The organism is Actinocorallia sp. A-T 12471 (genome assembly GCF_033875155.1).
Taxonomy (GTDB): domain Bacteria; phylum Actinomycetota; class Actinomycetes; order Streptosporangiales; family Streptosporangiaceae; genus Actinocorallia.
Window position 1 is genome coordinate 21,373 of sequence record NZ_JAWZTE010000009.1, and the last position, 20,494, is coordinate 41,866.

Annotated in this window: 18 protein-coding genes; 15 read left to right on the forward strand and 3 right to left on the reverse strand. The window is 72.0% G+C overall.

The features are described from left to right. Nucleotides 1–2: 2 nt before the first annotated feature. On the reverse strand, nucleotides 3–2,582 hold the full coding sequence (locus R9X44_RS23465) for a serine/threonine-protein kinase (protein WP_319816412.1): 2,580 nt from the start codon (nucleotides 2,580–2,582) through the stop codon (nucleotides 3–5). Between the two features lie 616 nt (nucleotides 2,583–3,198). Here R9X44_RS23465 and R9X44_RS23470 point away from each other — a divergent pair. Beyond that, nucleotides 3,199–3,786, forward strand: coding sequence for a hypothetical protein (locus R9X44_RS23470; protein WP_319816413.1), 588 nt, complete (start codon nucleotides 3,199–3,201; stop codon nucleotides 3,784–3,786). Between the two features lie 144 nt (nucleotides 3,787–3,930). Here the strand turns inward: R9X44_RS23470 and R9X44_RS23475 are convergent, their stop codons facing one another. Both R9X44_RS23475 and R9X44_RS23480 read right to left on the reverse strand, forming a co-directional pair. Further along, nucleotides 3,931–4,824 carry an exonuclease domain-containing protein gene (locus tag R9X44_RS23475; protein ID WP_319816414.1) on the reverse strand — a complete coding sequence of 298 codons (894 nt, stop codon included), beginning with the start codon at nucleotides 4,822–4,824 and terminating at the stop codon, nucleotides 3,931–3,933. 12 nt (nucleotides 4,825–4,836) lie between these two features. Then, the gene (locus R9X44_RS23480) at nucleotides 4,837–6,165 is read right to left on the reverse strand and encodes a benzoate/H(+) symporter BenE family transporter (RefSeq protein WP_319816415.1); all 1,329 of its coding nucleotides are present in this window, start codon (nucleotides 6,163–6,165) and stop codon (nucleotides 4,837–4,839) included. Between the two features lie 75 nt (nucleotides 6,166–6,240). Between R9X44_RS23480 and R9X44_RS23485 the strand changes: the two genes are divergently transcribed. From R9X44_RS23485 to R9X44_RS23550, 14 genes are all read left to right on the forward strand, one after another. Beyond that, nucleotides 6,241–6,798, forward strand: a complete 558-nt coding sequence (locus R9X44_RS23485; protein WP_319816416.1) for a helix-turn-helix domain-containing protein — start codon at nucleotides 6,241–6,243, stop codon at nucleotides 6,796–6,798. A 297-nt stretch (nucleotides 6,799–7,095) separates the two neighbouring features. Then, nucleotides 7,096–7,386, forward strand: coding sequence for a BMC domain-containing protein (locus tag R9X44_RS23490; protein ID WP_319816417.1), 291 nt, complete (start codon nucleotides 7,096–7,098; stop codon nucleotides 7,384–7,386). Between the two features lie 20 nt (nucleotides 7,387–7,406). Then, on the forward strand, nucleotides 7,407–7,718 hold the full coding sequence (locus R9X44_RS23495; RefSeq protein WP_319816418.1) for a BMC domain-containing protein: 312 nt from the start codon (nucleotides 7,407–7,409) through the stop codon (nucleotides 7,716–7,718). 11 nt (nucleotides 7,719–7,729) lie between these two features. Then, nucleotides 7,730–7,984 carry a EutN/CcmL family microcompartment protein gene (locus R9X44_RS23500; RefSeq protein WP_319816419.1) on the forward strand — a complete coding sequence of 85 codons (255 nt, stop codon included), beginning with the start codon at nucleotides 7,730–7,732 and terminating at the stop codon, nucleotides 7,982–7,984. Continuing rightward, nucleotides 7,981–9,465 (forward strand): 2-hydroxymuconic semialdehyde dehydrogenase, encoded by a 1,485-nt coding sequence (locus R9X44_RS23505; RefSeq protein WP_319816420.1) that lies wholly within the window; start codon nucleotides 7,981–7,983, stop codon nucleotides 9,463–9,465. The genes R9X44_RS23500 and R9X44_RS23505 overlap by 4 nt, the downstream gene beginning before the upstream one ends. Continuing rightward, a complete protein-coding gene (locus R9X44_RS23510; protein ID WP_319816421.1) occupies nucleotides 9,462–10,250 on the forward strand; it encodes a 2-keto-4-pentenoate hydratase in 789 nt (262 codons plus the stop codon). The genes R9X44_RS23505 and R9X44_RS23510 overlap by 4 nt, the downstream gene beginning before the upstream one ends. Further along, entirely contained in the window at nucleotides 10,247–10,669 is a 423-nt protein-coding gene (locus R9X44_RS23515; protein ID WP_319816422.1) for a RidA family protein, read from the forward strand. Before R9X44_RS23510 ends, R9X44_RS23515 begins: the two co-directional genes overlap by 4 nt. A gap of 50 nt (nucleotides 10,670–10,719) precedes the next feature. Beyond that, nucleotides 10,720–12,087 (forward strand): M24 family metallopeptidase, encoded by a 1,368-nt coding sequence (locus R9X44_RS23520; RefSeq protein WP_319816423.1) that lies wholly within the window; start codon nucleotides 10,720–10,722, stop codon nucleotides 12,085–12,087. Nucleotides 12,088–12,106: 19 nt separating this feature from the next. After that, entirely contained in the window at nucleotides 12,107–13,876 is a 1,770-nt protein-coding gene (locus R9X44_RS23525) for a hydantoinase B/oxoprolinase family protein (protein WP_319816424.1), read from the forward strand. After that, nucleotides 13,873–15,981 carry a hydantoinase/oxoprolinase family protein gene (locus R9X44_RS23530; RefSeq protein WP_319816425.1) on the forward strand — a complete coding sequence of 703 codons (2,109 nt, stop codon included), beginning with the start codon at nucleotides 13,873–13,875 and terminating at the stop codon, nucleotides 15,979–15,981. The genes R9X44_RS23525 and R9X44_RS23530 overlap by 4 nt, the downstream gene beginning before the upstream one ends. Nucleotides 15,982–16,074: 93 nt before the next feature. Further along, nucleotides 16,075–16,815, forward strand: coding sequence for an IclR family transcriptional regulator (locus tag R9X44_RS23535; protein ID WP_319816426.1), 741 nt, complete (start codon nucleotides 16,075–16,077; stop codon nucleotides 16,813–16,815). Nucleotides 16,816–16,886: 71 nt separating this feature from the next. Further along, entirely contained in the window at nucleotides 16,887–17,870 is a 984-nt protein-coding gene (locus R9X44_RS23540; protein WP_319816427.1) for a hypothetical protein, read from the forward strand. Continuing rightward, nucleotides 17,867–18,703, forward strand: coding sequence for a hypothetical protein (locus R9X44_RS23545; RefSeq protein ID WP_319816428.1), 837 nt, complete (start codon nucleotides 17,867–17,869; stop codon nucleotides 18,701–18,703). Before R9X44_RS23540 ends, R9X44_RS23545 begins: the two co-directional genes overlap by 4 nt. Before the next feature lie 138 nt (nucleotides 18,704–18,841). Next, nucleotides 18,842–20,320, forward strand: coding sequence for a hypothetical protein (locus tag R9X44_RS23550; protein WP_319816429.1), 1,479 nt, complete (start codon nucleotides 18,842–18,844; stop codon nucleotides 20,318–20,320). Nucleotides 20,321–20,494: the final 174 nt, after the last annotated feature.

Here is a 20,494-nt window from a genome sequence, read left to right on the forward strand (position 1 = left end):
GGTCAGCCCTCGGACGTCGACGTGGACGGCTGGGGCTCGGGCGAGGTCGGCTTCGCCGGGGGAGTGGCGGGCGGCGTGGACTGGGGCTCGGGCTGCGGCTCGGGGGTCGGCTCCGGCTCCTCATCCGGGACGTCGGGGGCGGTCTGGTTCACCACGATCTGGGTGGGTTCGAGGTCGGTTTCTGCGGTCTGGGTGGGCTGCGGCTTCGTCGGTTCTGGCTTGGGTTCCTGGGGCGGCGGGGCGGGCGCGTCGGAGCCCTTGGGGGACTGGTCGGGGACGGGGTCCGTCGTGGGCGTGCCGTCGGACGGGTCCGTCGGGGCCGGGGCCTTGACGACCTCGCCGTCGGAGGTGCCGCCGCCGTTGGACGCCGCCGTCACCTGCACCGAGACCGCGATCCTGACGGTCTCGGAACGGCCCGCGTCGTCGGGGATGACGACGGTCGCGGTGTGCGTGCCGACCCTCGTCTCCTTCGTCGCGGTGAACGTCACGTAGATCGTGCAGTACGCGCCCTGGTCGTTCGGCTCGCACTCGCCGAACCGCGCGGAGAAGCCGGGGTCGCCCTCGACGGTCAGCCCCTCCTCGTTGTCACACGGCAGCCACGGGTAGCGGATGCCGACGGTCCTCTCTCCGCCGCCCTGCGCGACCGAACCGAGCCGGTAACTGGCGGTGTAAGGCTGGCAGGTGAAGGAGGCGCTTCCGGAGAGCGCGAAGGTGAGGCCGTCGGAGCCGTCGTCGGCGGCGACCACAAGGGTCGCGGTGTGCTCCCCGAGCGTCGCGGGCGCGAACCTTACGGTCGCCGTGCAGTCGCCGCCTTCCGTCGGGCACTCCACGGCGGTAACGCTGTAGGCGGGCGAGGCGTCCTTGAGCGTCACCGACGGTGCCGTGGGGTCCCCGGCGTAGCAGTCACGCCACGGGAACGTGACCGTCGTCGTCTCCACCTGCCCGACCCCGACCTCCCCGAAGGCGAACCCGGGCAGCGCCACCACGGCGCACTCCACGGGCTCAGGCTCCCCGGGCCCGGGATCGACCGGCCCGGGTCCCGTGCCGGGGTCGACGGGCCCGGGATCCACGGGTCCAGGACCGGGATCGACGGGGCCCGGATCAACGGGTCCCGGGTCTACCGGGCCCGGATCGACGGGGCCGGGGTCAACGGGTCCGGGACCGGGTCCGGCCGGGCCGGGGCCTGCGGGACCGGGGCCGGGAGCTGCGGGGCCAGGGTCGACAGGGTCGGGGTCGGGGTCCACCAGGTCGGGGTCGCCGGGGTCCGGATCGCCCGGGTTCGGGTTCCCCGGGTCGGGGTTTCCCGGGGCGGGGGCGGAGGGGCCGGGCGCGGGGGTCGGCACCTGGGCCGGGCCGCCGGCCGGGGCGGGCGGCTCGGATGAGGGTGGGTCGGAGGGCGACGGCGTCGGGTCGCCGCCCGGCTCGGCGGACGGCGCGGCGGGCACGAACGTCACGACGTCCTGGGTCGGCTGCGCGTTCGGCACGGGGTCGCCGTCGGTGGCGAGCACGACGACCACGGTCGCCGCCGCCGCGACCGCCGCGACGCTCGCGATCGCGATGGCCTTGCCGCCGCCGCCCATCAGCGCCTTGACGCCGCCGCGCACCCCCGCCCCGACCGTGCTGAACGCCGTCGAGCCGACCGACGTGCCGCCGCCCGCGCCCCCCGCGACGAGCGCGCTGGTGGCGGTGCCGCCCGCGAGCCCGGTGAGCGCGAGCGGGAACAGCCCGGCGAACGTCGCGGCGACGCCGCCGAGCAGCAGCGCGCCGCGTTTGCGCCAATCCTTCCCGTACGCCCCGAGCGCCGCGGCCTCAAGTTCGGCGAGGAACGCGGCGGCGCTCGGCGGCCGTTCGTAGACGCCCTTGGCGAGCCCGTGCGCGACAAGCGGCCGCAGCCCCTCGGGCAGCTCGTACAGCGGCGGGTAGGCGTTCAGGTGCTGGTCCATCAGCGCGAGCCGGTTCGGCCCGGCGAACGGGCGGCGTCCCGTCACGCACTCGAAGAACGTGACGGTCGCGGCGTACACGTCGGTCGGGGGCAGCGCCTCGTCACCGCGCCACTGCTCCGGGGCCATGTACGCGGGCGTGCCCGCCAGCGACCTGCGTCCGGCGTGGGTGGCGATGCCGAAGTCGATGAGCTTGCTGACGCCGTCCTGGCGCACGATGACGTTCGCCGGCTTGTAGTCGCGGTGGACGACCCCCGCCGCGTGCGCGGCCTCCAGGCCGAGGAGCGAGCCGCGCAGCACCACGAGCGCGGCCTCGGGCGGCAGCGCCCCGTGCTCGGCGAGGATCACCTTCAGCGCGACGCCGTCGACCGCCTCCATCACCATCGCGACGCCGTGCGGGCTCTCCACGACGTCGTAGAGGCGCGCGACGTGCTCGTCGCTCACCTCGACGAGCATGCGGGCCTCGTGCCGCAGCAGCGTGCGCTCGTCGGCGTCCTCGGGCATGGCGTGCCCGGCGTCCATGTACTTGATGGCGACGAAGTCGTCGGATCCCGCGCGCCGGGCGAGGACGACGCGCCCCTGCTGGCCCGCGCCAAGCTCGCCCTGCTCGTCGTATCCGTCGAGTCGCCAGTTCCCGCTCATCCTCGGCCCCACAAGTCCCCGTCCCCGTGCACCACGGGGGAATCGGCGCTATTCGACCCCCGCGCACGCTTCCGGGTCAACCCGATGAACCGTAACGCGATAGGTCATTGTGCGCGCGCCGGGTTAGGGCCCGACTTTTACCCCGCGTGACGACCCCGCCCCCCGAAGCCCCCGACACCCTTCGCATTTGTGTCACCCGACGCGTTCCCCCCGGCTCCCCACCCACCCCACCCGTCCCCCGGACCTCCCCCCGACCCCCGCGGTCCCCACCCCACCCACCCCCACCAGCCAAAACCCGCAACGTTCCGACCCGCTCCGCCTGCTTCCCCCGCCGACCCCCCTCCCCGTCGCTCTCCGCCCGGACTCCTCCGCCCTCCCGCCATTACGGCCGAACTCCGCCCCGTCTCCCTGACCGCGGTCGGCCACCGCTCCCTAACGCGAACCCCCTCCCACTAAGCCCCCGCCACACACCGCACGCATCCCACCCCGAACGGACCTGCCGCGATCGCCCGGGTTTCCGGGGGTTCGCTGGGGTGCTTGACGTGTTGCCCGGTGCGTGGGTTCTGATGGGTGTATGGACGCGGTGCGGGGAGTTGCGGAGATCTGGAATCGGTTTGTGCCTGAGAAGGCGCGGCGCGCGCTGGGGTTCGACGTGAAGGGAACCGTCAGCCTCGGCCTGTGGCTCGCCCGCAGGAAGCACGGCGTGCCGCGCGGCGCGCTGCCGGTCCCGTACGCCTCGGGCGGGAGCGCAGTCTTCTACGTCGTGCTCTTCTCGATCGTCGTGGAGACCGTCGCCGTCGAGGCGCTGATCCGGGGGATGGACGTCTCGCCCACGGCGAGCGCGATCTCCCTCGCCCTGCACGCGTGGGCAGTGGTCGCCGCCGTCATCGTCGCGGCGTCCTACGCGACACGTCCGCACGTCGTCACCTCCGACCATGTACGCGTTCGGCAGGGCGCGTTCTTCGACCTGCGCGTCCCGCGCGCCCAGATCGCCGACGTCCGCCTGTCCCGCGTCTACGACGCCCCCGACGGCGTCACAGTCTCCGACGCGACCCTGACCGTGGCCGTCGCGTCCCAGACGAACGTCGTCCTCACCCTCACCGCCCCCATCGAGGTCACCCGCCCCCTGGGCGCACGAGCCCACGCCTCAACGATCCACCTCTACGCCGACGACCCCACCCCCCTCCTCACCCCCAACCCCTAACGGCCGGGGACGGTCGAGCGTCGACCCCAGTCCCTAACTGCCGCTGGGCGGGCGGGGCAGGCGTCGGCCCCAGTCCCTAACTGCTCGGTAGGCGGCCGGGAGCAGGCGTTGCCCCCGCTTTCGCGCTGCCGCTCGGCGGGAGGGTCAGGGGGTCTGGAGTTGGCCGGGGTGGATTGTGGTGAGGAGGGCGAGGAAGGTGGGTTCGTCAATGAAGGGGACGCCCTGGGTGCGGGCGCGCAGGGCCTTCGTGGAGGTCGAGCGCGGGTTGTTGGCGACGATGAGGCTCGTGTAGCGGCTCACGTTGTTCATGACGTTGAGGCCCGCGGCGGCCGAGCGCGCGATCAGCACGTCGCGTGACACGCGCGTCTCGCCGGTGAAGGCGACCTTCATGCCCTGGACGAGGGGCTGGCCGTCGCGCCAGCGGCCTGGGCTCTCGTAGGGGCAGCGCTGCTTGGGCACGCTCGGCGGGAACCCGCCGCGCCACATCTGGTTGCCCGTCAGGATCGGCGGCTCGATCCCGCGCGCCTTCGCCTCCGCGAGCGAGCCGCGCAGGATCCCCGCGAGCACGCGCGCGTCGTCGAGCGCGTCGTGCGCCTGCCGCTGCTCGACGCCGTAGTGCGCGGCGAGGGTGCCGAGCTTGAAGTCCGCGGTGGGCGGCCGCAGCTTCCGGTTCAGCCGCAGCGTGCACAGCGTGCGCTCGACCGGCATCTCCCTCCCTATCGCCCCGAATTCACGGCTGAGAAACCCGTGGTCGAACTGCGCATTATGCGCGACCATCACTTTCCCCGACAAAAGCTCCGCAGTTCGCTCCGCGACCTCCTCGAACCGCGGCGCGCCCGCCAACTTCTCCCGCGTAAGCCCGTGCACATGCACCGGCCCGGGGTCGCACCCGGGGTTCAACAGCGTCGAGTACTCCTCGACCGGAGCCCCTTCGCCGTCGAGCACGATGACCGCCAGCGAAAGCACACGGTGCCTGTTGCGGTCGATCCCCGACGTCTCCACGTCAACTGCCGCCCACGGCCCCAGGAACCCACTCATAAACCCTCAACCCTAAAACCCACCCCTCCCAAACCCCCGTCTCCCGACAATCCCGGAGTGTCGCCCGGGACGCGTGACGGAGGTGCTGCGTCGGGTCGCCCGTAATGCGCGAGGTAGTGGGTGCTCTGGCTTGGGGGAGAGTTCTGTCGGTGCGTCGGGGGTGGCGGGCGGGGGTGGGGTGGGTGGGGTTTTGGCGGGGCGGGTGAGGAGGGTGTAGGTGAGGCCGGACAGGAGACCCCAGAAGGGGGCGCCGATGCCCAGGAGGGTGATGCCGGAGGCGGTGACGGCGAAGGTGATGACCGCGGCGTCGCGTGAGGTGGGGGACAGGACCGAGGCGTGCAGGGCTGAGGCGAGGGAGGCGAGCAGGGCCAGGCCCGCGACGGTTTCGATGAGGAGCGGGGGTGAGGTGGCGATGAGGGAGACCGCCACGCCGGAGGCCAGGCCGAGGAAGAGGTACACCACGCCGCTGGTGACCGAGGCGATCCAGCGGCGGTCCGGGTCGGGATGCGCGTCGGGGCCCGCAGCGAGCTGCGCGGTGATGGCGGCGAGGTTGACGGCGTGGCCGCCGAACGGTGCGCCCACGGCCGTCGCCGTGCCCGTCGAGACGAGGATCGGACGCAGGTCCGGCCGGTAGCCGTTGGCGGCGAGCACGCCCATGCCCGGCAGGTTCTGCGACGCCATCGTCACCACGAACAGCGGCAGCGCCACCCCGACCAGGGCCTGCGCGGACAGCGCGGGCACCTCCCAGGTCAGCACCGGCAGCAGCCCTGACGACGCCTGGCCGGGCTCGCGCAGCAGCAGCACCGCGACGACGCTCACCGCGAGCGCCGCGGGGACCGCCCAGCGCTTGGTCACGGCGAAGCGGCCGAGCACGAGCCAGGTCAGCACGATCGGGACCGCCGCGCGCGGCAGCTCCGCGACGGCGTGCACCGGCGCGAGGCACAGCGGCAGCAGCACCCCGGCGAGCATCGCCGACGCGAGCGGCACAGGGATCCGCGCGATCATCCGCCCGAGTCCCTTCGACAGTCCCGCGAGCACGATCAGGCAGCCCGTCACGGCGAACGCGCCGAGCGCCTCCCGGTAGCCGACGCCGCCGGCGCCCGAGGTGGCGAGCAGCGCCGCGCCCGGCGTGGACCAGGCTGTGCTGATCGGCATCCGGTAGCGCAGGCCGAGCCCGATCGCGACGATCCCCATCGTGACGCAGAGGATCAGCAGGCCGGAGGCGGCCTGGCGTTCGTCCGCGCCGACCGCGCGCAGCCCGGCGAGCACCACCGCGAACGAGCTCGCGAACCCCACGACGGGCGCGACGATCCCCGCCATCACCGGCTGCAGAAACCGCATGGCCCACCCTCCGTTCCGTTTACGGAACAGTGTAGGAGGCGTGTTCCGTAAACGGAACAGTGGCATCCTTGAGCCGTGACCGACCCTTCCTCGGCCGGCGCGGCCTTCGCCGCGGGGATAGGCCGCCGTATCCGCGACCTGCGCACCGCGCGCGGGATCTCGCTCTCGGAGCTCGCGCAGCGCGCGAGAGTCGGCAAGGCGACACTCTCGGCGCTCGAGGCGGGCACCCGCAACCCGACGGTCGAGACCCTCTACGCGATCACCGCACAGCTCGGCGTGCCGCTCGGCGCGCTCCTGCCCGACCCGGCCGCGCGCCCGGCGATGCCGCCGCTGCACGGCGAGGCGGTCTCCGGCGAACTGCTCGAGACCTTCCATGACGGCTCCTGGACGACCGAGCTGTACCGCCTGCGCATCAGGCCGGGCCGCCGCCAGATCTCCCCGGCCCACCCCTCGGGCGTCACCGAGTACCTGACGGTCTTCCAGGGCACCGCGCTGGTCGGCCCGCCCGACGCCCCCCTCGTGATCCCCGCCGGCTCCCATCTGTCCTGGACCTCCGACACCCCGCACCTCTACGCCACGGCCACCCCCGAAGAGGTCCACGCCACCCTGCTCATCCGCCACCCACATCACTGACCACCCGCCTCTCACACAGGTCACACCCGCATCGCTTTCCGTCACTCCACCCGACCGATTCGGCGCGTCGCAATGCACCCCAGGGTGACGAGAACGGCACCTGAAGTGACTCCCTCCTCGCTATTCGGTTAGGTAACAACTCCGGTTTCGGACACGTCGGATTTGCCCGTGTGGGTGGTGTCCGGTGGTGCCGGACGTGGGGGGTGGGCGGGGGGTGGGCCGGGGCTAGGTTTCAGCGCACCACAGGTAGGCGGGGTGGGCGGGTGGCCGTCCTGGACCGCCGGGAAGGCGCAGGGGATGAGTAAGGCAGTTGCGTTCATCGAGGCCGACGGGATGGTGGCCATCTTCGACGCCGTCGACGCGATGGTGAAGGCCACCGAGGTCACCGTGGAGGGCACGATGCGGCTCGGCGGAGGCGTCGTTGCGGTCTCGCTGAGCGGCGACCTCGCGACGGTCGAGGAGGCCGCCGAGGTCGGCGTCGCCGCCGCCAAGGCGGTCTCCGGCAGCAAGGTCAACTCGGTGATCTTCGCGTCGCCGAGCGTCCCGGTGGCCGCGGTGGCGGCGAACCCCTCCCTCATCGACGGCTGACGACGGCTAGGAGCAAGCTGATGGCACCCTCACAGAACGCGATCGGTCTGATCGAGACCCGCGGGATCGTCGCCCTCATGGCGGGCATCGAGGCGATGATGAAGACCGCCGACGTGCAGACCGTGAGCATCGAGCGGATCGGCTCGGGCTACTTCTCCGCCGCCGTCAAGGGCGGCATCGCCGCGGTCCGCCAGGCGCTGGACTCGGGCGCGGCTGCTGTGCGGCAGTACGGCGAGCTGCGGTCGGCGCAGCTGTACCCCAGGCCCGACGAGGTCTCCGCGGCCCTGCTGGACAACGGCACCCGCGAGGTGCTCTCCGGCGGCGCGTCGTGATCCTGGCACGGGTGACCGGCCGGGTGTGGAACGAGCGCTCGGTGGCGGGCCTCGACAAGCAGCGCCTCGTGACGGTCCGTCCGGAGGGCACGCAAGACGTCCTCGTCGCCGTGGACCTCGTGCACGTCGCCGCCCCGAGCCTCGTGCTCCTGGCCGCTGACGAGGCCGCGCAGAAGGCCGTCGGAGCCGACCACGCGGGGATCGACCTCGCGGTGGTGGCGCTGGTGGCCGGGGCGGACGAGATCCCCGAGGCGGACGTGCCGTGACTGTCCTGCGCAACCACGTCGGAGGGCGGTTCGTCGAGAGCGGCCGCACCTTCGACAAGACGAGCCCGGTCGACGGGACCACGGTCGCGGTGGTGCACGAGGCCGACGCGGTCATCGTGGACGCCGCGGTGGCCGCCGCCCGGCGCGCGCTCAACGGCCGCTGGGGAACGAGCTCGGTGGCCGATCGCGCGGCGCTGCTGCGCAGGATCGCCGACGGTATCGAGGCGAGGTTCGAGGACCTGCTCGCCGCCGAGGTGGGCGACACAGGCAAGCCGGTGGAGCTGGCCAGAAGGCTCGACGTCGCTCGCGCGGCGCAGAACTTCCGCTCCTTCGCCGACACGATCTCGGCCAAGGGACTCGACGCGTTCCTCACCGACACCCCCGACGGCGGCAGGGCGCTGAACTACGCCGTCCGCAAGCCGCTCGGCGTGGTGGCGGTGATCGTGCCGTGGAACCTTCCGCTGCTGTTGCTGACGTGGAAGGTGGCCCCCGCGCTCGCCTGCGGCAACGCGGTCGTGGTGAAGCCGTCAGAGGAGACCCCCTCTTCGGCGACGGTCCTCGCGGAGATCATCGCCGAGGCCGGTGCGCCGGACGGCGTGTTCAACCTCGTGCACGGTTTCGGCGCGGGTTCGGCCGGCGAGCTGCTGACCAGCCACGCGGGCATCGACGGCGTCACCTTCACCGGCGAGTCCCGGACGGGTTCGGCGATCATGAAGGCGGTCGCGCCGCGGGTCCGCCCCGTCTCGTTCGAGCTCGGCGGCAAGAACGCCGCGCTGGTGTTCGACGACTGCGACCTCGACCGTACGATCGAGGGCCTGAGCCGGTCGGTGTTCACCAACACCGGCCAGGTGTGCCTGTGCACCGAGCGGGTGTACGTGCAGCGCGGCGTGTACGACGAGGTCGTCTCCGGCCTCGTGGAGGCCGCCGAGCGGCTGCGTCCGGGCCGTCCGGAGGACCCCGCGGCGAACTTCGGCCCGCTGATCTCCCAGACGCACCGCCGCAAGGTGATGTCGTACCAGGCGCTGGCCGTCGAGCAGGGCGCGAAGGTCGTGACGGGCGGCGGAGCACCCGCCCTCGACGGCGACCTCGCGGCGGGTGCGTGGATCGAGCCCACCCTGTGGACGGGTCTGGACAACGCCGCCGCCGTCATGCGCGAGGAGGTCTTCGGGCCGGTCGCCGGAATCGTCCCCTTCGACGGGGAGGAGGAGGCGATCGCGCTGGCCAACGACACCGAGTACGGCCTGGCCGCCGCGGTGTGGACCAGCGATCTCGACCGCGGCCACCGGGTGGCGCAGCGCATGGACGTGGGCATGGCCTGGGTGAACGCCTGGTACCTGCGTGACCTGAGGTCGCCGTTCGGCGGGTTCGGGCTGTCGGGCGTCGGGCGGGAGGGCGGCGAGCACTCGCTGCACTTCTACACCTCGCCGACGAACGTCTGCGTGGGCCTGACCGGGCCCTGGAGCGCCGAGGAGGCGTCATGACCGGCACCACGGACGGGCTCGCGGGCGTCCTCGCCAAAGCGGAGCGTGACGGCGTCGCCGTCTCGCGGCCGGAGGGCCTCGACGTGGACGGCGCGTATGCCGTCCAGTCGGCTCTGCTCGCCGCACGCGTCGCGCAGGGCGAGCGGCTCGTGGGCGTCAAGCTGGGGTTCACGAGCCTCGCCAAGATGGCGCAGATGGGCGTCGACGAGATCATCGTCGGCTTCCTGACCGACGCCCACGAGGTCGCCGACGGGGGAGAGCTCTTCACGTCCGGCCTTATCCACCCCCGGGTGGAGCCGGAGGTGGCGTTCCGCCTTGACCGCGACGTGGACGCCGCCAAGGAGGGTCCGGAAGGGCTCCTCGCGGCGGTCGGCGCGGTGGCGCCCGCCCTTGAGGTGATCGACTCCCGGTACGCGAACTTCAGGTTCAGCCTCCCGGACGTCATCGCCGACAACACCTCGGCGTGCCGCTTCGCCGTGGGTCCGTGGTCCCCGATCCCCGACGGCCTCGCCGCCCTCGACGTCGCGCTCCTGCTCGATGACGAGGTCGTGGCCTCCGGCTCGACGGGCGCGATCCTGGGCGACCCGCTCGAGGCGCTGCGAAGGCTGCCCGCATTGGCGGCCCGCTATGGGCACCCGCTCAAGGCCGGGACCGTGATCCTCGCCGGAGCGGCCACGGAAGCCGTCCCGCTGCCTACGGGCACCCGCGTGACGGTCAAGGTGGCAGGTCTCGGCGAAGCCTCCTTGCACACGGCCCCCTCAAACGCGGAAGGGGTGTCCGCATGACCGACCGTCAAGGCGCGGTCCTGGTGGAGGGCGCTCCCGTCCCGCGTGGCAGGTTCCCGCACGTCAAGGTGGTCGGGGACTTCGTCTACGTGTCGGGCACGAGCAGCCGGGCCGCCGACAACACGATCGTGGGGGCCGAGGTCGACGCGCTCGGCACGACGACGCTCGACATCCGGGTCCAGACCCGCGCCGTGATCGAGGCGATCGGCAGGCTGCTGCGCGAGGTCGGCGCGGACCTTGCCGACCTGGTCCAGGTGACGACGTACCTGGTGAACATGAACGACTTCGGCGGCTACAACGAGGTCTACGGGCAGTACTTCGACGAGCACGGCCCGACCCGGACGACGGTCGCGGTCCACCAGCTCCCGCATCCGCACCTGCTGCTGGAGATCCAGGCGGTCGCCTACCGCGGGCGCTAGCGCGCTGGAGCCAGGCGGTAGCCCGCCACAGGAAAGAGAGAAGGACACAGATGGCAGGCGTCTTCCGGGTGCCTCTCGGAAACCAGACAGGCGGGGCCGCGCGGCCGCCCGCCGCGCCGCGCGCGCATGTGCCGCCCGTCCGGCGCGCTCCCGCGCCGCCGCAGCGGCAGCCTCAGCCGCAGGTCAAGGCCGCGGCCCCGCAGCGCGACTGCAAGACCCTCGCGCCGCATCCGCAGGTCGCCGAGGCGCGCGGCAAGGGCGAGACGGGCGGGCTCGCCGAGCGCGACCGCCGCTGGAGCGCCCTGCACCGGGAGATGGAGCGGGCCGGGTACGACGCGCTGCTCTTCGCGGGCGCGGACTACCGGGGCCACAAGGGGAGCCTGCGTTACCTCGCGGACTACAACCTCGCCCACCGGTACGGGTACGCGGTCCTGTTCGCGGGGGAAGCGCCGGTCCTCGTACTTCCGCAGAACCTGTCGTCGGGCCGCCGCCCGCACACGGGCTGGGTGTCGGACTACCGCTACCCCTACAACCTCGGCGAGGGCCTCGTGGAGGTCCTGGGCAGCCGTGGCAAGACGCCGCGTGTGGGCGTCGTCGGGCTGGGCCAGGTCATGAAGGTCGAGGACTACCTCGCGCTGACCCAGGGCCTGCCGGGCGCGCGGATCGAGGACGCCCAGGCGTTGTTCGACCGTGTACGCGCGATCAAGAGTCCCGCAGAACAGCGCGCGGTACGCGAGAGCGCCTACATCCTCGACCGCTGCTTCGACCGGCTGCTGGAGATCGCCCGTCCGGGCCTCACCGAGCGGGCGATAGCCGCGGAGATGTACCAGATCGCGGCGGCGCTGGGCGGCGAGGACCCGCTGTTCCTCACGATGTACGTGGACAGCGAGCCCGCGGGCCCCGTGCCGACGTTCGGCGCTCCCCGCGAGCGCGAACTGCGTGTGAACGACGTCCTGACCTTCTCCTACGAGCTGGTCGGCCCGGCCGGGTACTGGGTGGAGTTCTCCCGGATGATCACGTTCGCCGAGCCGTCGGAGCCTGTCGCGCGGATCGCCAGGGCGGTCGGCGCGGGCATGGAGGCGGCGAGGGCGGCGCTGCGGCCCGGGACGTCGATGGGCGACGTGCAGCGCGAGCTGATCGCCGCCGTGGAGGCCGAGGGCGCGAAGTCGTCGTACTGGTCGGGCCACGGCATGGGCCTCGACGTCCTCGAGGAGCCCTGGGTGGGCCTCGACGTCGTCCAGGACAGCGGGAGCGCGGGCGCGGTGACCGAGACCGCCGACGGCCTCGTCCTCGCCGTGCACCCGACCCTCTGGGAGGAGGAGTCCCAAGTAATGGGCTATATGTCCGATTCTTATGTGGTGGCGGACGGCTCGTGCAGGGCCCTCTCCCGGCACCCCGTCCAGCTCTACCGCGTGTGACGCGCGAGAAGGAGTGACCATGAGCCAGACCACCGGCGTGGACCCGATCCTCGCCTCAGTGCTCCAGCGCCGCGTCGACGCCATCGCCAAGGAGATGGCCACGCTGCTGATGCGCTCGTCCCGCTCGCCGATCTTCAACGAGATCGGCGACCTGGTGACGGTGCTGTTCGACGCCAAGGGCCGCGCCCTCGCCCAGGCGGAGTTCGCCGCGATCATCGCCTTCGGCGCGCAGCCTCCGCTGGAGTACATCATCGACTACTACGGCGACGACATCGCCGACGGTGACGTCATCATGCACAACGACGTCTACACCGGCGGCAACCAGAACGCCGACACCGGCGTGTACGTGCCGATCTTCCATGACGGAGAGCTCGTCGCGTGGGCGGCGGCCAAGGGCCATCTCGCCGACATCGGCGGGATGACGGCCGGAGGGTACGACCCCGCCGCGCGCGAGGTGTGGCAGGAGGCGCTGCGCATCCCGCCGGTCAAGATCTACGAGGCGGGCAGGCTCCGCAAGGACGTCTGGGACTTCGTCGCGGCCAACATCCGCCTCGACTACGTCATGGAGGACGTCAAGTCCATGTACGGGGCCTGCACGGTCGGCAAGCGCCGGCTCGGCGAGGTGCTCGACAGGTACGGCCGCGACGTCTTCGACCGCCACATGGAGTACGTGCTCAGCGCGTCGGAGCGCCAGGTGCGCGCGGAGATAGCGCGCTGGCCCGACGGCGTCTACCACGGCGAGACCGAGATGGTCTCCGACGGCATCGACACCGCCAAGCGTTACAAGATCGCGTGCGACATCACGATCGCGGGCGAGGAGATCACCTTCGACTTCTCCGCCAGCGACGACCAGGCCCCCGGCTTCACCAACATGCCTCCGGCCTCGGCGGCGGGCGCGGTGCGGATCGCGTTCCTGATGCTGGTCGCGGCGGGCGGCGTCGTCGTGCCGACCAACCAGGGCCTGTTCGCGCCGGTCCACACGGTGTTCCGCGAGGGCTCGCTGTTCAACCCGCGCTTCCCCGCCGCGACGGTCTTCGGCAACCAGATGTGCGACGAGATCGTCGAGTGCGTCATGAGCGCGCTCGCCGACGCGCTGCCCGACCGGGTGACGGCGGGGTGGACGAAGTTCATCTCCTCGATCCTGCACGGCGACGACCCCCGCACGGGCGACCCGTTCGTGATCCTCACGGTCTTCCAGCGCAACGGGCCCGGCGCGATGCTCGGCCACGACGGCTGGGACGCGCTCGGCTTCACCGGCACGGCGGGCCAGATGCGCTCTCCCGACCCGGAGATGTTCGAGCTGTCCTCGCCGCACTTCTTCGAGTACCACGAGTACCTGCCGGACTCGGCGGGCGCGGGCCGCTGGCGTGGCGGCCTCGGCACCCGCTCGGCGTGGCGCTGCTACGGCGAGCACGAGATCGGCGTGACCAACGGCGAGGCGGTCGAGGCCGAGAACCCGGTTCCGGCCAAGGGCCTGTTCGGCGGGCACGACGCGGGCGTCAACAAGATGGTCGTGGAGCTGCCGGACGGCACCGAGCGGATCTGGGGCTCCAAGGAGCTCGTGGAGCTCCCGCCGGGCTCGCTGGTGCGGGCGCAGAGCTGGGGCGGCGCGGGCTACGGCGACCCGTTCGAGCGGCCCGCAGAGCTCGTCCTCGCAGAGGTGCGCGACGGGCTGCTGTCGGCGGAGAACGCGCTGGCGCATTACGGGGTCGCGGTGGACGCCGCGACCTGGACGGTTGATCAGGAGCGCACCGCTGCGCTCCGCGGGGCCGAGGAGGGCCGGGCATGAGCATCCGCGTGGGCGTGGACGTGGGCGGCACGTTCACCGACTTCCTCGTCGTGGAGTCCGACGGCTCCCGGCTGATCCACAAGACGAGTTCGATCCCGTCGGACCCGGCGCGCGCGGTCACCAAGGGGCTGCGCGAGGTCGCCGAGCGCAGGGGCGAGTCACTCGACGCGTTCCTCGCGCAGGTCGAGACGATCGTGCACGGCACCACCGTGACGACCAACGCGCTGCTCACCCGTAACGGCGCAAAGACCGGCCTGCTTACGACCGACGGCTTCCGCGACGCCCTGGCGATGCGTGACGGCACCCGTGAGGACGCCTATGACAACCGGCTGGCTCAGCCCGTCCCGTTGGTGCCCCGGCATCTGCGGCTTCCGGTCGCCGGACGGCTGGACCACACAGGCAAGGAGCTGACCCCCCTCGACGTAGAAGGGGTCCGCAAGGCCGCCGCCGAGCTGAAGGCCGCTGACGTGGAGTCGGTGGCGATCTGCTTCATGCACTCGCACGCCAACCCCGACCACGAGCGGCGTGCCGCCGAGGTGCTGGCCGAGGAACTCCCCGACGTCTACGTGACGACGTCGGCCGACCTGCTGTCGCAGGCCCGCTACTACGACAGGACGAGCACGGCCGTCCTGAACTCCTACGCGGGCCCGATCATCAGCGCGTACCTGCGGGTGCTGACCGAGACCCTGAACGAGGTCGGTTTCGCCGGAATCCTGCTGATCATGCAGTCGAACGGCGGCGTCGCGACCCCGGCCGAGCTGCGCCGCAGGGCAGCGCTGTCGCTGCTGTCCGGCCCGGCCTCCGGCCCCACGGCGGGCCTGCTGGAGGTGGCCCCGCACGGCTGGGACTCGTGCCTGACCGTGGACATGGGCGGCACGAGCTTCGACGCCGCCGTCGTCAAGGACGGCCGTCCGCTCGTCATGACCGACGGGATCATCGACCGCTGGCGGATCGCGCTGCCGATGGTCGACATCCACACGATCGGCGCGGGCGGCGGCAGCATCGCCGCCGTCGACGAGGGCGGCATCCTGCGGGTCGGCCCGCAGAGCGCGGGCGCGGTGCCCGGCCCTGCGTGCTACGGGCGCGGCGGCGACCGGCCGACCACGACCGACGCCGACGTCGTCCTGGGCTACCTCGACCCCGCCGCGTTCAACGAGGGCGTCGGCATGGACGTCGAGGCGGCGCGCGCGGCGATCAAGCGCGACGTGGCCGACCCGCTCGGCCTCGACGTGGTGACCGCCGCGGCGGGCATCTACGACATCGTCAACGTGTCCATGGCGACGGGCGTCCGGGAGATCACGGTCCGCCGGGGCCTCGACCCGCGCGACTTCCCGATCGTGGTCGCGGGCGGCGCGGGACCCGTGCACGCGGCGGCGATCGCCCGTGAACTCGACATCCCGGTCCTCGTGGTGCCGCGCGAGTCGTCGATCTTCTGCGCGGCGGGCATGCTGGTCTGCGACTTCAAGCACGACTACGTCAGGGCGCACAAGCACCGGCTCGCCGAGCTCGACGGCACCGGCCTCGCGGCGATCTGGACCGAGATGGCCGCCGAGGGCAGGCGCACCCTGCACGACGAGGGCGTCGCCGACGAGGCGGTGGGCTTCCTCCCGTCGCTCGACATGCGTTACAAGGGCCAGTGGTTCGAGATCAACGTGCCGCTGCCCGAGTCGGTCCTCGCGGGAACCGATCTCGACGCCGTCGCCGAGGCGTTCCACGCGCTGCACGACGAGCTGTTCGGCTACCGCTCCGAGGGCATGCCGATCGAGGTGATCAACGTCAGGCTGACCGCTCTGGGCGCGGCCCCCAAGGCCGCTTCCAGCGCGCTTGCCACGGACGGCTCCGGCGACGCCCGCACGGGCAGCCGCGCGATGTGGTCGCCGCTGCGCCGTCAGATGGTCGAGGCCGACGTCTACGCGGGCCTGCGGATGTCCCCCGGCGACGAGGTCTCCGGACCCGCCCTGATCGAACTGGGGACGACAACGGTCGTGGTCCTCGACGAGTACGACGTCGTCGTGGACGAGGCGGGGTCGTTCGTCCTGTACCTGCGCGATCGTGCCGCGGAGATCAGGCCGCGGCTCGCGACGGGCGCGGCCGCGTCCGCCTGACCCCAGCAGACCGGACAAAACGGTCGAAAGCTCCCCGGCCTGCGGTAGTGTGGCGGCACATTGCCGCAGGTCAGGGGCGCGATCGGAGGACGGATGGCCGAGTACGTCGAGTCCGTGCTCAAGGCCGCGCGGATCATGCGCGCGTTCGACCCGCAGCACCGCGTCATGACGGTCCGGGAGATCTCCGCCCGCACCGAGATCCCCCGCAGCACCTGCCACGCGCTGTGCGCGACCCTCGTAGAAGCGCGCTTCCTCGAGGCCATGCCCGACGCCGGATACCGGCTCGGCCCCGCCGTCGCGTGGCTCGGCGCGCAGGTCTTCGAGCGGATCGGCCTCGTGGAGGCCGCGACCCGGACCATGGAGAACCTCTCGCGCCACCACCAGGGCGACGTACAGCTCGGCCAGTACGTCGCCAAAGGGTGGATCGTCTACCTGCACCACGTCGAGTACGAGGGCGGGTTGCTGCGCTACCGGCTCGGCACCCGTGTGCCCGCCCACCTCACCGCGTCCGGAAGGGCCGCGATGTCGCGGTTCGAGCAGGTGGAGGTCGCCGAGATCATGCGGCTGCACGCCGGGGCCGACCTCGACGCCCTGCTGCGCGACCTCACCCGCACCCGCGACCGCGGCTACGCCGTCACCGACGGCACGGGCCCGCAGGTGCGGTCGGTCGCCGCGCCGATCCTCGACGCCGAGGGCGACGTCGTCGGCGCGGTCTCGCTCACCCAGCGCAGGAGCGTCATGAACGAGCGGCGCACCCTCGCCTCGGCCAGCGCGGTCCGCTCGGCCGCGCAGGAGATCTCCCAGCGCCTCGCCACCCGGGGTCTGCGGCCCTAGAAAGCCGTCCTGTCCGGCATCCCCGGACAAGGGCGCTGATCCGGGCGCGGGCGCGCACTAGCGTCCGGCCCATGTCGAGTGTCTTCCAAGTGCCGGTGGGCGACCGGACCTGGCGGAGCTGCGGCGGCCAGGTGCGGCCGTCGCTCGCCCCGCCCGCCCCAGAAAGGCCCCCAGCGGGCATCGTCGCGGGCGTCCTCGCCCCCCATCCGCCGCATCTGCTGTACGCGGAGAACCCGCCGCAGAACGAGCCGGAGTCCCGGGGCGGCTGGGAGGTGCTGCGCTGGGCCTACGAGGACCTGAGGGCCCGCGTGAAGGCGATGGACGTCGACGTGATCGTGCTGCACGCGCCGCACTGGATCACCATGGTCGGCCACCACGTCAACTGCGTGCCGAACCCCTCGGGCTTCTCCGTCGAGCCGATCTTCCCGCACCTGCTGCGTTACAAGTACGACTTCCACACCGACGTGGAGCTCGCCGAGGCGATCGCCGACCAGGCCCATGACGACGGGCTCGTCACCCGCAAGATGCGCAATCCGGGCGTCCGGGTGGACTACGCGACGATCACCGCGCTCCACCTGCTGAACCCCGACTGGGACATTCCGGTCGTGTCGCTCTCGGCCAACAACAACCCGTACTTCTACTCCACCTCCTCACTCGACCAGATGGAGGTGCTCGGAGAGTCCACCCGCAAGGCCATCGAAGGGCTCGGCCGGCGCGCGCTCGTCGCGGGCTCCAACTCGCTGTCCCACCTGCACTGGGACCGCGAACAGGGCGACTACCCCGAGGACATGACCTACGAGCACGCCTACAACGACCACCAGTACCGCTGGGACATGCGGCTTCTGGAGCTCGTAAGGGCCGGGCGTACGCGCGAGCTGAGGGAGATGATCCCCGAGCACATCGCGCAGACCGAGTCCGAGACCAAGGCCGGAAGCCTGAGCTGGATGCTGTCCGCGCTCGGCTGGCCGGAGGGCGTCGGCGAGGTCCTGACCTACGGAACGATCATCGGCACGGGCAACGCGCTGTGCCTGTGGGACATGCGGGAGCAGCGGTGAGCACCATTCCGGAGACCGACGCGTTCGCCGGGGCGGTCCTGCTGCCCGGCATGCCGCAGCTCGCGGCCGAGACCCCCGCGCCCGTCTGGGCGGAGCTCGCCGCCGAGGCCGGGGCCGTGGGCGAGGCCCTGCGCGCCTCGGGGGCCGAGACCCTCGTGGTGCTGTCCACCCAGTGGTTCACGGTGCTCGGCCACCAGGTGCAGCTCGACGCGCGGCTGCGCGGCACCCGCGTGGACGAGAACTGGTACGACTTCGACTACGGCACGCTGCCTTACGACCTGCGCACCGACGTCGACCTCGCCGAACAGTGGGCGGTGGAGATCGAACGGACCGGCCTCGAAGCCCGCCGGACGAGCTACGAGCACTTCCCGATCGACACCGGCATGATCGTCGCGACCCGGCTGCTCGACCCGGCCGGGACCCTGCCCGTCGCGCAGGTCTCCTGCAACCTCTACGCGGGCGTGGACGCCATCGGACGGCTCGGCCGCGCCGTCATGGCCGCGGCGGCCCAGGTCGGCCGCAGGGTCGCGCTGGTGGCCGTCTCTGGGCTGTCGTCCGGGCTCACCCAGCGGTGGATCGAACCGGACGAGGACCGGCTTGAGACGCCCGAGCACGAGGCGTGGGACCGCAGGGTGCTCGGACTGCTCGCCGAAGGCCGCCTGGATGAGGTGATGGCCCTGCGCGAGCAGTACGCACGGGAGGCACAGGCCGACAGCCAACTGCGCGCCCTTGCGTTCCTCGAAGGCTCGGGCACGATCGGCGGCCCCGCCGACGTCCGCGCCTACGGGCCGCTGTGGGGGACCGGTGGCGCGGTCGTCCACTGGGCCGGGTGACATGCGGGAAGCAGGCGCGCAAACCGCGTCCGGGACAGCCGGACGGCGCAGGTCTGCGGGTCGGCGCGGCTGTGATTGCGTGTGCCCACCTCAGAGCCCGCCCTCATGACGGCGGGACCGCACGCAAGGGAAACCCTCATGCACACTCCCCCGGCCTCCCCTTCCCAACCCCCCGCCCACGGTCTCCGCGAGACCATCGAGGACAACGTCCTCAACCCCGTCGCCGAGGCAGACCGGCGTAGCGGGTGGGCGCTGCTGTCCAACTCCGCGGGGGTCGGCACGACCCTCGCGATGCTGCTGGTCGGCGGCGGCGCGAGCTACCTCGTCGGCGTCTGGTGGACCATCGCGATGGCCGCGGTGTCCGCCGCGTTCGGCGCGGTGATCGGCACCCTCACCGGACGCGTCAGCCAGAGCACGGGCACCTCCTCGACCGTCACCAGCCGGTTCCACGGGCTCGGCGCGTCCGGGTCGGCGCTGGCGTCGCTGATGTTCGCGGCGATCATCGTCTGCTTCCTCGCGCTGGAGAACGCGCTGCTGTACCACGGCACGCTGTTCATGCTGGACATGGCGCCGAGCACCACGAACGCCGTCGTCATCTACGGCGTCCTCACCCTCGTGTGGATCGGGCTCGCGCTGTTCGGCGTCCGGCTCGTCCAGCGGGTGTCGCTCGCGCTGACGGTCCTTGCCTCCGTGCTGATGATCGTCGTGACGGTGCTGGCGTTCCGCGAGTCGCCGCTGGACGTCGGCGGGGTGCTGGGGTTCACGCCCGAGCACATCGGCGGCACCGAGGTCATGGCGACGCTCGCGTCGATGATGGGCATGGTCGGCGCGCTCACCCTCACGAACGCCGACTTCACCCGCTACGCCAGGACCGCGAAGGACGTCCGGATCATGGCGGTCGGCGGGGCGCTCATCGTCAACTTCGGCGTCGTCGTCCTCGGCGCGCTGCTCTACCAGGCCGGTGACGCCGTCGTCGCGGCCTACCTCGAGGAGCCGGGCCGCGCTGACTTCGCCGCCGCGCAGCCGGGCGGGACGACCGCGGAGAAGGTGCAGGCGCTGGCCCACTCCAACGCCGGCGCGTACTTCGTGGTGCTCGCCGGGTTCGTCGGCTTCCTGGTGATGTACGCCGCGCAGGTCAAGGCACAGGTCATCAACGCCTACACTAGCTCGCTGTCCCTCACCAACCTCGTCGACGCGCTCACCGGCCGCGCCCCCAGCCGGGTGCTGATGCTGCTCGTGGCCAACGCGCTCGCCCTCGTCGCCGTCTGGGCCGACATCCTCAGCCTGCTCGGCGAGCTGCTCGGCGCGCTCGGCATCGCGACGTGCTCGCTCGCCGCGCTGCTCATCGCCGACTTCCGGCTCGCCAAGGGGCGCTCGGCGGCCCGCGTCGAACGCGTCAACTGGGCGGGCGTCGTCGCGCTCGTCGTCGGCTTCGGCGTCTCCTACGCGCTGTTCGTCACCGACACCTTCCAGCTCGCCTTCCTCGTGACGCTGGTGCTCACCCCGCTGCTGTACACGGTGCTGCGCACGACGGTGCTCACCCCGGGCACCGGCACCGGCTACGTCGAGGCGACCGCCGCGCTGCGCGAGCACGACGGCGAGGAGGCCACCGCCTGACGGTTCCCGAACGAACCGGCTTGAACCATGACAAACCGAAGGCCCCCGCCGCGCGCGGGGGCCTTTCGTTTGCGGGAATCTCATTCGAAGGACCTTGGGCCCTTTTCACAGCGTGTGGTCGTGGTCACAATTGGTTCGAATGGTTGGTTGTTCGGCTCGGGAGTACAGTCTTCG

Bases quoted from the DNA above. Each gene is read 5' to 3' on its own strand.
- R9X44_RS23510 (WP_319816421.1), top strand. From the start codon at position 9,462: ATGACCGGCACCACGGACGGGCTCGCGGGCGTCCTCGCCAAAGCGGAG.
- R9X44_RS23540 (WP_319816427.1), top strand. From the start codon at position 16,887: ATGTCGAGTGTCTTCCAAGTGCCGGTGGGCGACCGGACCTGGCGGAGC.
- R9X44_RS23550 (WP_319816429.1), top strand. From the start codon at position 18,842: ATGCACACTCCCCCGGCCTCCCCTTCCCAACCCCCCGCCCACGGTCTC.
- R9X44_RS23475 (WP_319816414.1), bottom strand. From the start codon at position 4,824: ATGAGTGGGTTCCTGGGGCCGTGGGCGGCAGTTGACGTGGAGACGTCG.
- R9X44_RS23520 (WP_319816423.1), top strand. From the start codon at position 10,720: ATGGCAGGCGTCTTCCGGGTGCCTCTCGGAAACCAGACAGGCGGGGCC.
- R9X44_RS23465 (WP_319816412.1), bottom strand. From the start codon at position 2,582: ATGAGCGGGAACTGGCGACTCGACGGATACGACGAGCAGGGCGAGCTT.
- R9X44_RS23525 (WP_319816424.1), top strand. From the start codon at position 12,107: ATGAGCCAGACCACCGGCGTGGACCCGATCCTCGCCTCAGTGCTCCAG.
- R9X44_RS23495 (WP_319816418.1), top strand. From the start codon at position 7,407: ATGGCACCCTCACAGAACGCGATCGGTCTGATCGAGACCCGCGGGATC.
- R9X44_RS23535 (WP_319816426.1), top strand. From the start codon at position 16,075: ATGGCCGAGTACGTCGAGTCCGTGCTCAAGGCCGCGCGGATCATGCGC.
- R9X44_RS23490 (WP_319816417.1), top strand. From the start codon at position 7,096: ATGAGTAAGGCAGTTGCGTTCATCGAGGCCGACGGGATGGTGGCCATC.
- R9X44_RS23515 (WP_319816422.1), top strand. From the start codon at position 10,247: ATGACCGACCGTCAAGGCGCGGTCCTGGTGGAGGGCGCTCCCGTCCCG.
- R9X44_RS23530 (WP_319816425.1), top strand. From the start codon at position 13,873: ATGAGCATCCGCGTGGGCGTGGACGTGGGCGGCACGTTCACCGACTTC.
- R9X44_RS23480 (WP_319816415.1), bottom strand. From the start codon at position 6,165: ATGCGGTTTCTGCAGCCGGTGATGGCGGGGATCGTCGCGCCCGTCGTG.